16 protein-coding genes are annotated in these 15490 nt (G+C 63.5%); 2 read left to right on the forward strand and 14 right to left on the reverse strand.

The features are described from left to right. Positions 1-60: 60 nt before the first annotated feature. The 14 genes from AC1RUR_RS00065 to AC1RUR_RS00130 all read right to left on the reverse strand — a co-directional run bounded on the left by AC1RUR_RS00065 (position 61) and on the right by AC1RUR_RS00130 (position 13644). Positions 61-1821 (reverse strand): hypothetical protein, encoded by a 1761-nt coding sequence (locus AC1RUR_RS00065; protein ID WP_492840147.1) that lies wholly within the window; start codon positions 1819-1821, stop codon positions 61-63. 4 nt (positions 1822-1825) lie between these two features. After that, the gene (locus AC1RUR_RS00070) at positions 1826-2413 is read right to left on the reverse strand and encodes a WbuC family cupin fold metalloprotein (protein WP_492840148.1); all 588 of its coding nucleotides are present in this window, start codon (positions 2411-2413) and stop codon (positions 1826-1828) included. Continuing rightward, entirely contained in the window at positions 2391-3056 is a 666-nt protein-coding gene (locus AC1RUR_RS00075; RefSeq protein ID WP_492840150.1) for a class I SAM-dependent methyltransferase, read from the reverse strand. Before AC1RUR_RS00075 ends, AC1RUR_RS00070 begins: the two co-directional genes overlap by 23 nt. A gap of 25 nt (positions 3057-3081) precedes the next feature. Then, positions 3082-3474: an LIC12192 family sporadic carbohydrate cluster protein gene (locus AC1RUR_RS00080; protein WP_492840152.1), complete on the reverse strand. Its 393-nt coding sequence runs from the start codon at positions 3472-3474 to the stop codon at positions 3082-3084. Further along, positions 3467-4273 (reverse strand): sporadic carbohydrate cluster 2OG-Fe(II) oxygenase, encoded by an 807-nt coding sequence (locus AC1RUR_RS00085; protein WP_018322239.1) that lies wholly within the window; start codon positions 4271-4273, stop codon positions 3467-3469. Before AC1RUR_RS00085 ends, AC1RUR_RS00080 begins: the two co-directional genes overlap by 8 nt. Then, positions 4270-5388 (reverse strand): DegT/DnrJ/EryC1/StrS family aminotransferase, encoded by a 1119-nt coding sequence (locus AC1RUR_RS00090; protein ID WP_492840154.1) that lies wholly within the window; start codon positions 5386-5388, stop codon positions 4270-4272. The genes AC1RUR_RS00085 and AC1RUR_RS00090 overlap by 4 nt, the downstream gene beginning before the upstream one ends. Beyond that, a complete protein-coding gene (locus AC1RUR_RS00095) occupies positions 5378-6484 on the reverse strand; it encodes a DegT/DnrJ/EryC1/StrS family aminotransferase (RefSeq protein WP_492840156.1) in 1107 nt (368 codons plus the stop codon). The genes AC1RUR_RS00090 and AC1RUR_RS00095 overlap by 11 nt, the downstream gene beginning before the upstream one ends. An 8-nt stretch (positions 6485-6492) precedes the next feature. Then, the gene (locus tag AC1RUR_RS00100) at positions 6493-7452 is read right to left on the reverse strand and encodes a transketolase family protein (protein ID WP_492840158.1); all 960 of its coding nucleotides are present in this window, start codon (positions 7450-7452) and stop codon (positions 6493-6495) included. A gap of 10 nt (positions 7453-7462) precedes the next feature. After that, positions 7463-8311, reverse strand: a complete 849-nt coding sequence (locus AC1RUR_RS00105) for a transketolase (RefSeq protein WP_492840160.1) — start codon at positions 8309-8311, stop codon at positions 7463-7465. After that, positions 8286-9323: a phosphotransferase gene (locus AC1RUR_RS00110; RefSeq protein ID WP_492840162.1), complete on the reverse strand. Its 1038-nt coding sequence runs from the start codon at positions 9321-9323 to the stop codon at positions 8286-8288. Before AC1RUR_RS00110 ends, AC1RUR_RS00105 begins: the two co-directional genes overlap by 26 nt. Continuing rightward, positions 9320-9931 (reverse strand): HAD family hydrolase, encoded by a 612-nt coding sequence (locus tag AC1RUR_RS00115; protein WP_492840164.1) that lies wholly within the window; start codon positions 9929-9931, stop codon positions 9320-9322. Before AC1RUR_RS00115 ends, AC1RUR_RS00110 begins: the two co-directional genes overlap by 4 nt. A 5-nt stretch (positions 9932-9936) precedes the next feature. After that, on the reverse strand, positions 9937-10938 hold the full coding sequence (locus AC1RUR_RS00120) for an NAD-dependent epimerase/dehydratase family protein (RefSeq protein ID WP_492840166.1): 1002 nt from the start codon (positions 10936-10938) through the stop codon (positions 9937-9939). 28 nt (positions 10939-10966) lie between these two features. Beyond that, positions 10967-12532, reverse strand: coding sequence for a PfkB family carbohydrate kinase (locus AC1RUR_RS00125; protein ID WP_492840168.1), 1566 nt, complete (start codon positions 12530-12532; stop codon positions 10967-10969). Between the two features lie 83 nt (positions 12533-12615). After that, positions 12616-13644, reverse strand: a complete 1029-nt coding sequence (locus tag AC1RUR_RS00130; RefSeq protein ID WP_492840170.1) for an SDR family oxidoreductase — start codon at positions 13642-13644, stop codon at positions 12616-12618. A gap of 161 nt (positions 13645-13805) precedes the next feature. On the opposite strand from AC1RUR_RS00130, the gene AC1RUR_RS00135 reads away from it, so the two are divergent. Continuing rightward, complete coding sequence (locus AC1RUR_RS00135) at positions 13806-14393, forward strand: SIS domain-containing protein (protein ID WP_492840172.1); 588 nt, start codon at positions 13806-13808, stop codon at positions 14391-14393. A 12-nt stretch (positions 14394-14405) separates the two neighbouring features. Beyond that, positions 14406-15425 (forward strand): lysylphosphatidylglycerol synthase transmembrane domain-containing protein, encoded by a 1020-nt coding sequence (locus tag AC1RUR_RS00140; protein WP_492840174.1) that lies wholly within the window; start codon positions 14406-14408, stop codon positions 15423-15425. Positions 15426-15490 lie beyond the last annotated feature (65 nt).

Raw genomic sequence — 15490 nt, forward strand, 5'->3', positions numbered from 1 at the left:
CCAGAGACCGCGCTACAATTCTTTAGTTGCTGGCCGGGGCGGGTGTCCATGTGTGTGCTCTTACTGAACTCCTGGTGGCGATTCGTCGCAAGCCGGTGAAGGCAGAGCCAGCAGCCAAGCCGCTCCCCGGACGCCAGCTCGCCGGCATGGGGGCCGATACTCGGCTCTCGCCAAGGGGATCGGCTCGCCGTCATTCAACTGCATAAGCTCACCGCGGCCTTCGCTAGCCGAAGGGGAGTCCTTGAGGACTGCCTTCAGGAGTTCGAATAGGCCGATGTCACCGAGCGACGGAAATCCCGGCACAGCACGATAACGCCAAGTCTCCAGGCGTGGCGGGCAGGGAAAGGACTCGAGATAGGAAATCGAACAACTTCCCCTCGAGACCGCGCCAGGGGTAGTGAAATCCCCACAATAGTCGGTGTAGACGAACGATCGCGCTCGATTTGCGTCACGCAGCGTCGCTTGTGCGACATTCATGTCGTTGGCTCCAAGGCACCGCGCGCGGAACGTGATGATGTGACTGTCCGGAACCTGAAGCTTTACGACCTTGGGTTCGGGATCCGCGAGCAGGGCCGCACGAACTTGTCGCTCCATGTCGCCGGTAACCAGCCCGTCATACAGCAGCCATTTGGAATCATGCACCATTGAGAGCGCGAAGATTGTGATCACGCCACCAGCGGCCGCTGCACGTAGAGGCCGTGTCGGAACCAGATGAACGAAGGCAGCCATGAGTATCAGGATGCCGAATTGCGATGGAAAGAGCAGCCTAGATTCACCCCGCGTCACATCCCCATAGGTCCCGGCAAGCGCGTAAGGCACGGCGCCAAGAACGGCCATCGCGGATCCCAACAGGAACAATAGCGCAAGGCTGCTGATCGACGCGTGGCTTTTGAGCGTCCAAGCCGTTGACGATGTGCCCAAAGAGAGAAGAGCCAACACAGCCATGACGGCCAATATCAGCGCGCGCGAAAGGAAAGGGCCAAGAAGCGCAAGGCCGTGAGAGTAAGCGTAGTCGAAGCCGTACGGGAAGGCCATCAGATGAGCGGCCAATGCAGTCTTTATGACGGCAATGTTAGGTGTGAAATCATACTGTCCGGCGTAGTGACCGCTCTTTCCCAGAATCGTCAGCCGCAACACGACGGCGGTCGCGACGGCTAGCCAGAACGGCACAAGCCGCGCGAGCGTCCGCGTCCAACGTTCGCCGGCAGATCGCGCCAGCACTACGCGAAGTGGCTCGAGGGCGATCAATGTCTCCAGCGACAACGAGAAAAGCAGACAGATCGGTGCGGCCCATCGAAGCGCGCGCACCTTTGAGTGGGTCAACGCGTAGGACAACAAATAGAAAAGCAAGAAGAAGTCATAGACGGCATTCTGCGTCAGGCGAATTGCATAGAACGGGCTGAGCAAGAAGAGAGCCGTAAAGAGTGCGGCGATCCGTCTCGTTTGCGATGATGTGAGAAGGATGGAGTAGAGCAATATGCCGTTCATAAGGTGGCAAGCCAGCGCCGCCAACCGTGCGGCGACATCGGGCATATCGGGTAACAGGGCGACGAACAGCGTCATGGGAATCGCGAAACCGGCATGGGCTGATTCCCACAGCACGCGGGCAAGGCCGGCTGCGCCTTCAGTCCAGTAAATGTAGTAAACTGTCCAGTCGTCGCCGAAGACCTGGCGCGCCAACAGTGCGGGCAGACTCGCAACAAGAGCGAGAACAGCACCCACCCAGACATATCCAATGCCCAATCGGGCCAGCCACGGGGAATTCGCGGCGTTCAGGCCGGGCTTCAAACGAGGATGATCGGAACTGAAAGAGTCGTTCACAGCCCTAATCCATGCTTCGCCCGGCCAGATGCTCCGCGGCGAGAGCGGCAGTCTTTGTGACATAGTCCTGGACCGCGGCGGCATCGCTGCCGTCCGGTGCCCAGTCGGGAAATGCCGTACGGGAGGGGTCGAACGGGCCGGCGGTGGTTTCGTGAAACACCAGCCATTCCGAGGTGATCAGGATCGAGTGGTAGACCTGTTCGGGCATCCGGTAGTAGCAGCGCTTGCCCTGGCCGTAGGGGGCCATCTCGAGCACGTCGCGAAAACTGCCGTCGTCCTCGAAGATCACGACCTGCGCCGTGCCCTCGATCACGTGAAACGATTCTGGTTTGCCAAAATGCTTGTGGGGCCGCACATAGGCCTCGCGATGGTGCACGATCAGCATCTCGTGCAGGCCGGACGAGGGATCGGGATGCGTGCACAGCCGGCTGCGCAGGCGCGGATTGCCGGCGGCGATGCGCTTCAGCTCCGCGATCGTGGCATCGTCCGCCGTGACGATGGCATCGTCCGAATAATACACTTCCGGATTCTGCGCACGCAGCGAAATCGGCCGGCTGAGGCCGGCCGTCTCATTCGAAGAAGATGAACCCATGGTCGCCCCGGTACCCGCATTTGTCGTAGATCCAGGCCCATGTGTGCGGACCGTGGAAGCTGAGGCAAGTGAGTTGCCAGTAGAGGAGGTTGGCCTTCTCGCGCTCGTTGCGAAACGATTCCACCATCAGGTATTTCGAAGCGCCGCGTCCGACGCGCTCGATCTCCGACACTGCGCGGAAGACGTCCTCGAGTGGAAGGTTGTGCAGCACGCCGAGCGACACCACGAGATCGAAGCTGTGATCAGGGTAGGGCAGCGCGACGGCGCTGCCGACCTCCAGGTGTGGCCGCACCTCATCCTTGGCGTTGGCGATGCCATAGTCGGAGATGTCGATGCCGGCGATCGTGAGGCCGGGCACGAGCTGGGTGAATTCGTAGAGCAGATAGCCCTTGCCGCAGCCCACATCGAGCACGCTCATGCCGGGCTTGATGCCGTAGCGGTCGATCAGGGTCTGGGCGAGCGGGCGCCACCGTCCGTCATAGCGATAGCCGCCATAGCCGTAACGTCGGTCGCCGTCCCAGTAGTCGCGCCCCCATTGCCGCGCCACGGTAGCGGACTCGGCCTTGTCGTGCTCGACCACGCGCTGAACGTAGTTCCGCTTGGTTGATGCGTGCATCGGCTGGAGCAGGTTGATCTCGGTCATGATCGTCAGCCGGTCCGCGGCATCGTCACAGGATCGTCGCGAATTTATTGACTAGCAGGATGTCCTCGACGGCCTGGATGTCTTTCTGCGACGACAGCGTGATCTCCTCGACGGCTGCATGGAGGTCGCAGCCCTCGCGCAGCACGCGGTCGTAGATCTGTCGCCGCCGTGCCTCGTCGGGCGGCAGCATGAAGATGCTGTAGAGGATCAGGCCATTCAGGCGGGGCAACTCGTCCAGGATGTCCTCGAGCACCATGTAGCTGCCGGGCATGATGTGCTCGACGGCGCTGAGCAGAAATTGCAGGTTCTTGCGCCGCGCGTAGTCGCGGATCACGATGTTCTGGACGTGTTGCGGGGTGCGGCTGCCGTTCAGCGGCCGCGCGCCAATATAGCCGCGATGGCCGGCTCGTTCAGCCATGGAAGCCTCCCGGCAGCTTGTATTGCATGCCGACCCGCGTCGCCGGACGCAGCAGGATCGGCTCGAAGAACTCGCCGAAACGCTTGTCCGCGTAGGGCGACATGATGCTCTTGAAGCGGCAGTTCATGCTCCAGCGCGTGCCGGGTTCCTCGTTGACGCGATTGCCGTGCATCAGGGTCTGGTTGAACAGCATCACGTGACCGTAGGGGATCTCGATGAAGGTCGCGTGCGGCTTGATCGTCTTGTACAGTTCCTCGGCGCTGCGCAGGCTCGCCATCCGGTCCTGCATGTCGCCGTTCAGGGACGGCGGCAGCAGATACATCGCCTTGGTATGGTGGACGTCCACCAGCGGCACCCACACCACGACCTCGAACGGCGAGTCGCCCGACCAGACGTCGGAATGGGTGGCGAGCAGCGAGGAATCGTCGCCCGGCATCTGGATGCTGAGATTGACGCGGCGCTGCATGCAGAGCTCGTTGCCGACGATGGTCTCGATCGTCGAGCGCGCCAGACGGAAATAGGTCGGCCGGAACCAGGGCTCGGCGTTGAGGCCGTTGAAGACGTGCAGCCGCAGGCCGTTGAGATCGTCCACGCTCACCCGGGTGTGGATGCTGTCGAGCATCGCATAGGGATCGTTGCTGTGCGGCAGCTTGAGATAATCGGCAGCCAGCTCCGCGGCGCGCCGCTGGATCCGGTCGAGGCCTGCACGATCGTCGGCCGGTGTGGTGACGAAACCGTTGTCGATGAAACGCTGCGCCAGCGCCTGCTCATCGGCCTGAAGGAAGTCGGTATCCGTCATGCAAAATACTCCCGGGCGGTCGCGCAAATATAGCTGATATCGGCGGCCGAGAGGAACTGGTTGATGGGAAGCGTGAGGATCTGGTCCGCCTGCCGTTCCGTCACCGGGAACGCGCCGCGGCCTTGACCCAGATGCGCCGCCGCCGGCTGCAGGTGGATCGGCACCGGATAGTGGATCGCGGTCTCGATGCCCTTGTCCGCCAGATATTTCTGGAAGTCGTTGCGGCGGTCGGTCTGCACCACGAAGGTGTGGAACGTATTGAACTCGATGTTGCGGCAGGGCGGAATGAACAAGGGCAGGCCTGCGAGCTCGGCGCGGTATTGCGCGGCGTTGCGCCGCCGGCGTTCGATCACCGACGGCAAATGGCGCAGGCGGATTCGCAGCACTTCCGCCTGGAGCGTGTCCAGCCGCGATACGATGCCCCACTCCTGAACGTCGCTGCGGTTGATCAGGCCGTGATTGCGCAGGCGACGAATGCGTGCGGCGAGCTCGGCATCGGCGGTGACGAGGAAGCCGGCATCGCCCGCGGCATTGAGATTCTTCAGCGGATGGGCAGAGAAGCAGCCGAACGTTCCGATGGTGCCGCTCATGCGCCCGTCGTAGGTCGAGCCCACCGCCTGGGCACTGTCCTCGATCACCGCGAGGCTGTGCTTGCTCGCGATCGCCATCAGCGGGTTCATGTCGGCCATGCGCCCGGTCAGGTGGACCGGCATGATCGCCTTGGTCCGCGGCGTGACGGCGGCCTCGACCGCGGCCGGATCGATGTTCTGGTCCGGCAGCACATCCGCAAAGACCGGCGTGGCGCCGACCGCGACGATCGCGGCGGTCGATGCCACGAACGAATTCGGCGGGGTGATGACCTCGTCGCCGGGGCCGATGTCGAGCGCCCTCATCGCGAGGATCAGCGCATCGGTGCCGGAGTTCAGCGTCACGACATGCGGCGAGCCGAGATAGGCGGACAATTCCTCCTCTAACTTTCCGACCGCCGCCCCGCCGATGAAATCGCCACGCTGGAATACGCCTTCGACCGCCTGCATGATGTCGGTGCGCTCTTCCTCGAATTGTGCGGGAAGATTGACGTAACCGATGCGGCGGCGGCCGGTGTCAGCGTCCATGGCAGAACTTCCCGACAGTCTCGATGACGCGATCCTGCTGTGCGCGCGTCAGGTGCTGGTCCACGGGGAAGCTGATGACTTCCTTGGCATGGCGGTCGGTGACCGGGAACGTTCCCGGGGCGTAACCGAGATGCTTGAGGCCTTCCTGTTGATACAGCGGGATCGGGTAGTGGATCTTGGCTTCGATGCCGTTGTCCAGGCAGTACTGATAGAGCTCGTCGCGACGCTCGGCGAACACCATGTAGAGGTGATAGACGTGCTTCACGTTGGGCCGGCGCGGCGGGACGCGCAGGCCGGGCAGGCCGGCAAGTCCCGCGTCATAATAGGCCGCGTTCTCGATCCGTCGCCGCGTGATCTCGCCGGTCTGGCCGATCAGCCAGTTGCCGACCACCGCCTGGAGGGAATCGAGCCGCGAATTGCAGCCGAGGATCGCGATCTCGTCGCGGTTCTTCATGCCGTGGTTGCGGATGAGCCGGAGCCGTTCGTTCATCCCGTCGTCATTGGTGACGACGACGCCGGCGTCGCCCCAGACGTTCAGGTTCTTGAGCGGGTGCAGGGAAAAGCCGGCCGCGATGCCGTGGGTGCCGGAGCGCTTTCCCGCGAACTCGGAGAGGATGCCCTGGCAGGCGTCCTCGACGACGGGCAGGTTGTGGCGCTGGGCGATCGCCATCAGCCTGCCCATGTCGGTGACTTCGCCGGTCAGCTGAACCGGCATGATCGCCTTGGTCTTCTTGGTAATGGCTGCTTCGACGTAGTCGACGTTCATGCAGAATGAATCGTCGCAGTCGACCAGCACGGGCGTCGCCCCGGTCTCGGCGATGGCGCCGACGGTAGCGATGAACGTATTGGCGGCGGTGATGACTTCATCGCCATGGCCAATACCGAGCGCCTTGAGCGGCAGCTTGAGCGCGTCGGTGCCCGATCCCACGCCGATGGCGTGGCGCACGCCGATCAGCTCGGCAAAGCGCTTCTCGAATTCGGCAACCGGCTTGCCGAGGGTGAAGTCACCGGTCGCAACCAGCCGGCCGATCTCGGCCAGGATGGGGGCTGGATCTGAGAATTGCTCGAGCAGATAGGAATATCGAACGTCGTACATGTGGCCCGTCAGGTGGAATGGAGTTGAGGGGAGGAGGTGTGCGAGGCGGCAAGCGCGTGCTCGATCGAGGTGGCAATGGCGCCGGCGGAAAGCCCGTGCTTCTTCAGCAGCGAGTCCTGCGAGCCGTAATTGTGCATGAAGCGGTCCGGCAGCGACAGCCGCAGCATCGCGGGCAGGCCGGAGCCGAGCTTGTCGATCAGCGCCTCGGCGACTGCGCTGCCGAGGCCGCCGGAGGGCACGTGCTCCTCGAGCGTCACCAGCAGGCGGGTCGCACGCGCCGCCTGCAGCAGCGCCTCGGTGTCGAGCGGCTTGACCGTATGCATGTGGAGGATGCCGGCGCGAATGCCTTGCGCGGCCAGCAGGTCGGCCGCAGCAAGTGCCCGCTGGAGCATGATGCCGGTGGTGACCATGACGACGTCACCGGGCGGCCGCATCACGATGGCCTTGCCGATCTCGAAGCCGTGCTCCGCCTTGGAGACGATCGCGTCGCCACCCTTGCCCAGCCGGACGTAGATCGGGCCCTGCCAGTCCAGCGTCTGCTCCATCATGCGTGTCGCCTCGTCGGCATCGCACGGGCAAATCACCGTCATGTTAGGCAGCGCCCGCATGATGGCGATGTCCTCGATCGCCTGGTGGGTGGGGCCGAGCGGCGCATAGACGAGCCCGCCGCCATTGGCGATCAGCCGCACCGGCAGATTGTGCAGGCAGAGGTCGACAGCCACCTGCTCGTAGCAGCGGCGGGTGAGGAATGTCGCGATGGTGTTGACGTAGGGCACGAAGCCCTCCATCGCGAGGCCGGCCGACATGCCGATGATGTGCGCTTCCGAGATGCCTTCGATCAGATGGCGCTTCGGAAACTCCTTGCTCATCGCACGCAAGGTGCCCGCGCCGGGATCGGAGCCGATGTAGAGCACACGCTCGTCGCGCGTGGCGAGCTTGTGGACCATGTTCATGGCGGTGTTGCGCATGGGGTGCCGATCAAAAATCGCCGACGGCGACGCGAATGGCGTCGAGCTCGCTGTCGGTCAGCTTGTTCTTGTGATGCCAATCGGCGTTGGATTCTGCGGCCGGCAGACCCTTGCCCTTGACGGTATGGCAGATGATCGCGGTGGGTTTCCCCGCAACGGGTGGGACCTGCTTCAGGACAGTGCGCAGGGTGCCGACGTCGTGGCCGTTGAGCTCCTGCACGGCAAAGCCGAAGCTGCGCCACTTGTCCGCAAGCGGCTCCAGCGGCAGGACGTAGTCGGTGGGCCCGTAGCTCTGGAGCTTGTTGTAGTCGATCAGCGCAACCAGATTGTCGAGCCCGTGCTTGGCCGCGCCCATGGCGGCCTCCCACACCGATCCCTCGTTGATCTCGCCGTCGCCGAGCAGGACGAAGGTACGGTAGCTGCGCTCGCGCATGCGTGCGGCGAGCGCAAGGCCGACACCGATCGACAGGCCGTGTCCGAGCGCGCCGGTCGAGGCCTCGACCCCCGGCACCATTCCGTATTCGGGATGTCCGCCCAGAATACTGTCCGGGCCGCAAAAGCCGTCCAGCTCCGAGAGGGGGAAGAATCCGCGGTCGGCCAACAGCGCATAGAGCGCCAGACAACCGTGTCCCTTGCTGAGGATCGCGCGGTCGCGGTCCGGATCGCGCGGGTTGTTCGGATCGATCCGCAGCACATCGTCGTAGAGCACGCGGACCATCTCGATCAGCGACAGGGCCGGACCGACATGTCCGCGTCCCGCCGAGCGGACAGAACCGAGCACCAGGCGGCGCAAGTAAAGGCTGCGCTCGTCGAGCGTGCAGGTGAGGGCGGCTTCAGCGTGGGGTGAGATCTGGATCACGTTGGCAAATCGTTTGATGGAGCCGGCGGGCTTTGTCGAGCTGACCGGCGAGGCGGACCGTCAGGTCGCCACCTTGCGCAGCCAAGGCGCGCCGGGAGCGGCTTTCCGGCAAATAGGCATTCAGGACAATCAGGCACCAAATCGCCCCAAACACAGGATACAGTACGTCAAGGCGGATCGCAAACGCGTCATCCCTAGCCGCGAAAGCTTGCGTGAGGCGTTCGATCAACCGATTTGCTTTGGCTTCGGGCAGATCGCTACCGGGGTGGATCGCGGTGTCGGAGACCAGCTTGACCGGATCGTCCCAGCCGAAATATTCGAAGTCGATGAAGCGCAGCCGGCCGTCCGCGGCGCGCAGTGCGTTGTGCAGTCCGAAATCGGAGGGACTCAACGCGCGATGCACCGGCGCGATGTCCGCTGCGGGATCCCAGCCGAGTTCCGCATAGCGCCGGCGGAGCTGCCGGATCGCGATGGTCGTGCTGGGAACCAGGCTGTCGTCCATGAAGGCGCGCAGGTCCGGATGATCATCCGAGGCGCGCCTCAGTCCATCCAGGCGCTGCTCGTACTGGGCAATGGCTTCCTCGGGCGAAAAGATACTGGCTGACGCGTTCCGCAGAGTCCGGGAGCCCTCGGCGTCTCGCAGCTTTTGCAGCGCGATCAGGAAATCGGCCAGTTGATCGGCATCGTCGCCTCGGGGGCGCAGGACCGCCGCCTCGCCGTCGAACCATTCATACAGTGCGCAGAACGCATCCGCGTCCTTCGCGATCGGCCGCGGCGTCGACGTGATGCCGTGGCGCGACAGAAACGAGAGCGCCTCATATTCCTGGCCCAGGCGATCGCGCCCGTCGGACGGATAATGCTTGAGGGCGAGCGGCGGTCCCACCGCCATCTCCAGCCGAAACACCCTGTTGTTGCCGCTGGCCCGCGCCGGCAGGGCGGCCGCGACCTGCGCCCCGGCCAGACGGCTGCCGATCGCCATTGCATCCGGCGCGCTGATGTCGGGCTCGCTCATTCCGCAAACACCTCGTGGCGGATGCCGGCCCATGTCGCGATAGGCTTGCAGTGTTCGGGGTGGGGAGGCTGCGAACGCGTGAACAGGATCGATCGCGTCGCCTTCGGAAAATGCGGTTGCTCGAAGACCTCGACGAGATCGTCGATGAAGACGTCGAGCTCCAGGCTGGCAAGTCTTTCGACCTTAGCGGCCAGCGTGTCCTCGAAATAGACGTCGCCGACGGCCAGCGCCGCATCCGCAGCGTCGATCAGGCCAGCCCCCCGCAGCCAGTTGCGTGCGGCATCACGCAGATCGGTGTGGTCGGGGTCCTGGTGACCGAACCGGGTCTTGTGGCTGACGATGCAGACCTTCGCGCCGGCCCGCCTGCACGCCGCCAGGAATTCCCGCACCCCCGGATAGATTTCGGCGCCGCCAATGCCCTTGCCGTAGACGAAGCCCTGCAGCCCCTGCCAGGCCAGCTCGCCGCCGGCGCGGGACCGCAGATGATCCCGCACTTCGGTCTTCAGCCCCTCCCAGCCCTCGGGCACCAGCCCACGCTGACGCGCGACGGCGGCAAAGACCTTGTCGTAACAGATGATCGTGTTGTCGAAATCGATGCCGATCCGCACGCCGCTCACTTCAGGCTGATGTTCTGCATCATCTTGATGTTGAAGTACCTGGGGTCGTTGAGCGAGTTCGGCAGGCGGCCGGCCTTGAAGGCGTCGACGAGGCCAGACACGGCCTGCTCGATGGTGTGCGTCGGCGCAAAGCCGAGTTCGCGACGGATCTTCTCCGAAGAGACGTGGTACGAGCGCAGATCGTCGGTCGGCTCGACGACCACGTCGACATTGCTGCCGACCACCGACTTGACGATGTCGGCGATCTTCATCAGCGAATGGTTTTCGTAGCCGATATTGTAGGTCTTTCCGTCGATCTTCGCGTCGTCCTGTTGAAGCAGGAACAGATAGGCCGCGGACATGTCCTCGATGTGCAGGTTGGGCCGGCGCTGCGTTCCACCGAACACGCGGATGCGGCCGGTGTTGACCGCAAGATTGGTCAGGATGTTGACGACGACGTCGAGCCGCTGCCGCGGTGCGTAGCCGCAGACGGTCGCGGGACGAACGGTGCAGGCGACGAAACCGGGCGCAGCCTCTTCGGCGAGGTCGGTCTCGCACATCGCCTTGAACTTCGAGTAGTCCGTGAGCGGCTCGCAGGACAGCTCCTCGGTCACTTCGGCCTCGTCCTTGATGCCGTAGACGCTCGAGGAGGAGGCATAGATGAAGCGCTTGATGCCGGCCTTCTTCGCGGCGCGCACCATCGGCCGGAAGCAGTCATAGTTGATGGATTTTCCGAGCGTCGGATCCAGCTCGAACGAGGGGTCGTTGGAGATGCAGGCGAGGTGGATCACCGCGTTGTTGCCGCGCAGCGCCTCGTTGATCGCGGCCTCATCGCGGATGTCGCCCTTGATCAGGCGAAGGTTCGGATTGTTCCGAACCGCGTCGAAGACGGATTCGCCATACATGAACAGGTCGAGCACGGTGACCTTGTGGCCTGCGGCCAGCAATTGGGGAACCAGTACGCTGCCGACATAGCCGGCGCCACCGGTGACCATCACATTCCATTTCTGATCAATCACTGTCGTTCTCCAGAATTCTTCCTGTGCGCTATTTCAGCAACGCGGTGACAAACTTGACCAGGGGGGCCTTTTCGACCGAGTTGCGGTGACCGACGATGCCGACCTTGATCGCGCCGGCGGCGTTGCCGATGAAGGCGACGTCCTCGATATTGCCGCCTGCGGCAACCAGCGGCGCCGTGATCGTCAGGAAGGCATCGCCTGCGCCGACGGTGTCGACGACGGTCTTGGTGAAAGCGGGGACGCGCGCGACGCCGGTCTTCGACGAAAAGGGGTAGCAGCCGAACGAACCGTGCGTGATGATCATGTTGTCGCAGTCGATCTTGCCGTGCAGGCCGTTCTCGATCACCGATGCGATGTCGCTGAACTTGTCCGTGGCCGCCAGGCGCGCTTCCGGCGCGTCGATGCAGACGTAGTCGGCGCGCGGATACTTCGTGATCAGATTGTAGCCGTGGTTTCCGCTGTTGCTCTGGGCGTTGACCGCCAGGAACTTGGAGTTCGCGATCAGCGTGTCGATCGTGCTGGATGCGATCATGCCGTGACCGAAATCGGTGACGATCACCACATCCCCGCCGCGAACGCGATCGGCGGTGATGCGGTCGATCTCCTTGCGCTCGGCCTCGTCGAGCGGCGTGTCGTCCATGGTGTAGACTTCGAAGAGCTTGTGCAGATAGCCCAGCTCGACGTACCGCAATTTGCGAGTCGTCGGGCGACCCTGAATGCGGATCGGCGTGAGCGTGACATTCGGGCGGACATGCGCGCGGATGAACTCTTCAGGGTAGTCGTTGCCACCGAGCGTCGTGACGATCTCCACCGACTTGCAGAAGCTCGCCACATGATTGGCCGCGGCAATGACGCCGCCGGCAAATTGCTCGCCATTCTTGAGCAGGGTGGCGACGATGTTCTCCTTCGAGGCCTTTCCGAGCGCCGTGACGTACTGGTATTCGTCGATGATGGTGTCGCCGACCAGCACGACATGCATGTCCTGGATCTTGTCGATCAGCTTCAGCAGGCGTTCGGCGCCACCGCTTTCGCGCACCTTCTGGAGGTAGTCGCGCAGAGGAGGGTCGTAGATGTCGAAGTAGCGGTTCATCAGCGACGACGAGCTGAAGGTCACGTCGCGCGTGAAGACGATGCGGCCGCCATGGCGTTCGACGGCCTCTCGCTCGGTGGCGATCTTGCCGGTGACGTCATCCTCGGGATTTTCGTAGTCCGAGCCCTTCACGTAGATGTCGGGGCGCACGGTATCGAGGACCGGCTCGGCGCTCGAGGTCTGGTTGATGCCGACCCAGTCGACCGTGCCGAGCGCGGCCAGCATCTCGGCGCGCATGTTCTCCGGGAAGATCGGCCGTCCCGGCCCCTTGTTGACGAAACGGTCGGCCGTGACGGTCACGATGACCACGTCGGCCTCGTTGCGCGCCGCCAGGATATGCCGGACGTGGCCAAGATGCACCAGATCGAACACGCCGTGGCAGAGCGCAACCGTGCGGCCCTCGGCCTGCGCGGCCCGCGCGATCGCACCGAGTTCCTCGACCGTCTTGATCTTCTCGTGCGGTGCCGGATGGACGGTCGGCTTGTCAGTTGAAGTATTACCCATGTGTATAACCCAAAGCGCCGGCCGGCCTCAGCTGGCCGGTCCGGAATTGATCGACTCGCGGCAACGATATCTGGCGAACCTGTTCAGTGGCTTGCCTTCTGCGGCGCGCCGGACGCCGCGTCGTCCTCGTCACCGAGATATTTGAACCAGCCCTTGGTGGCGTCGGCGATCTTGTCCACCGTCCACAGGGGCGCGTCCTTGTACTGGTCCATCGACTTCAGCATCGTCGCGACGCCGTCCTCGAATTTCACCTTGGGCGCCCATTTCAGGACCCGCTTGATCTTGGTGATGTCGGCGTAGGTGCAGTCGGGCTCGCCGGGACGCTTGGGAATGTGGACCTTGTCGCCGCCGAGAAGCTCGACCAGCCTGTTGACGCTGTAGGTGTTGTCGGAGCCAACGTTGAATATTTCGTGCGAGACGTCGGAGCGCGCGGCGGTCACGAAGGCATCGGCGACATCGCTGACGAAGGTAAAATCGCGGGTCTGTTCACCGTCGCCGACCACCGTGAAGGGCTTGCCGGCGAGCTTCTGCGCCATGAAGACGCCGAACACGGCGCCGTAGGTGCCCGTGGTGCGATGGCGCGGTCCGAACACGTTGAACAGGCGGAGCGCCACGGCCGGAAGCTTGTAGACCTGGCACCAGTGCATGACGCACTGCTCGCCGAGATTCTTGGTGAGGGCGTAGGGATACATCGGCCGGATCTCGGCACTCTCCGGCGTCGGGTAGACGTCGGGAATGCCGTAGCACGACGATGACGCCGCATACACGAAGCGGCTGACCCCCGCCTGCCGCGCAGCCTCGAGCACGTTGACCGTGCCGTCGACATTGGCGCGATGATACGGGATCGGGGACTCGATCGAGGGGACGATGTCGGCCAGCGCCGCGAGATGGAAAACCCAGTCGATGCCGTCGAAATGCGGCCTGATCGAATCAAGCTCGGTGACGTCGGCCCGCACGATCTTCAGCCGACCGGAACCAGCGTGCGACGACAGGTTTTCGGAACGTCCAATGACGAAATTGTCGAGCGCAATCACCTCATGACCGTCGTCAAGGAGGCGATCGACGAGGTGACTGCCGATGAAACCGGCGCCGCCAGTAACGATGCATTTCATAGGGAACATCCGTAACGCGAATGCCCTGCGGGCGTCGCCAATGTTGAGTGAAACCCTGAAGGCGACTAACAGCCGCTCGCAAACTTTGCAAGTATTATACCTTTGCAATCCCTAGTAATAGTCGGTATCACGGCGGCATGTTGCAATCGAGCCGCCAGCATATGCCAGCCGAGTCCGTCGATCCCGATCCCAAGGCCTTCCTCGACGATTACGTGGGGCGCCTCCATCGCGCGACGGCGGTCGACGACGATGTTGTTGCCAAGATCTCTGCCACCCGGGCGATCTGGTTGCGCGCGCGCGAGCAGGGCGGTCGCGTCATCTTCATCGGCAATGGCGGCTCGGCCGGCATCGCCTCGCATCTGGCGATCGATCTGGCGAAGAACGCATCGGTGCCTGCGCTGTGCTTCAGCGATGCAAGCATGATGTCGTGCCTCGCCAACGACTACGGTTTCGAGGACTGGATCGCGCACGCCGTGCGGCTGAGCGCCCGCGCCGGCGACTGCCTCGTCGCGATCAGCTCGTCGGGGCGCTCGAAGAACATTCTCAATGCGGTCGCGCAGGCGCGGGCGATGAAGCTCGACGTGATCACGCTGTCGGGGATGAATGCGGAGAATCCCCTGCGCAATCTCGGCGACGTCAATTTCTGGGTGGACAGCCGCAGCTACAACATTGTCGAGACCACGCACCAGTTCTGGATGATGGCCGCGATCGACCTCGTCATTGGTCGCGCGGAATACCCGGCATCCTGAGGCGGGCATCGGATGCAGTCGCGGTTTAAACAGGCGGCCCTGTTTTCGGTGAAGCTGCTGCTGTCGATCGCCGTGCTGATCTACATCGCGCGCGGTCTCGATCTGGGACGCTTGCGGGATCATCTCGTTTCCGTCGATCCCCTCCTGTTCGTTCTCGCGCTGGCGCTGATCTTCTTTCAGACCTTCGTGCTCAACGGTCGGTGGGAACTGATCATGCGCGCGCTTGGCGTGTCGCTGGATTGGCTGGCCGGCTGGCGGATTCTCATGATCAGCCTCTGGTTCAACCAGGTGCTGCCGTCGTCGGTCGGCGGCGATGCGGTGCGGATGTGGCTGCTCCGGCAGCGTGGCGTGCAGTGGCCGGAGGCGGTCAAGGGGGTTGCGGCAGACCGGTTTACGGCGTTGATCGGGCTGATCGTGCTGATGGTGGCCGGATTGCCGTTCCTGATGTTGCGGGTGTCGAATCAGGCCGCGATTCTGGCCATCGGCGGGCTGACGCTGGCGGGCGTCGCCGGTACGCTGGTCCTGTTGACCCTCGATCGTCTGCCGAAGCGCCTCATCGCGCTTCCCGCGATCGCGAGCTTCGTTCGATTCGGAACGCTCGTCAGGTTCCTTCTCCTGCAGTCGGAGCGCCGCGGTCTGCTGTTCGGATCGGCGCTCCTCATCCATCTCGTGACGGCGGCAGCCTGCTATGCTCTGGCGCGCGGCGTCGGAGCGCAGCTCTCCGTGCTGGACGCAGGCATCCTGATTCCGCCGGTGGTGCTGTTGACGGCTGTTCCGATCTCCATCAGCGGCTGGGGCGTTCGCGAGGGGGCCATGGTCGCCTGCCTTGGCCTTGCCGGTGTTCCGTCCGAGGAGGCGCTGTCGGTGTCGCTCCTGCTGGGTGCCGTCAGTGTGATCATCGGTCTGGCAGGCGGCGTGATCTGGCTGGCAAGCCCGGAACGCGGCTCGTATGCCGCTGACAAGGCGGAGAAGGCTACGGAAGAGTCGGGCTATGGGCTGGCAACGGCCGAGGAGGTATCGAGCCACCCTTGACCCGCTTGAATCATTGCTGTCGATCTGATCTTCACAGGGTGGGATTGCCTCACCCGCGCGCATGT

The organism is Bradyrhizobium sp. GW821-FHT12B03 (genome assembly GCF_058807535.1).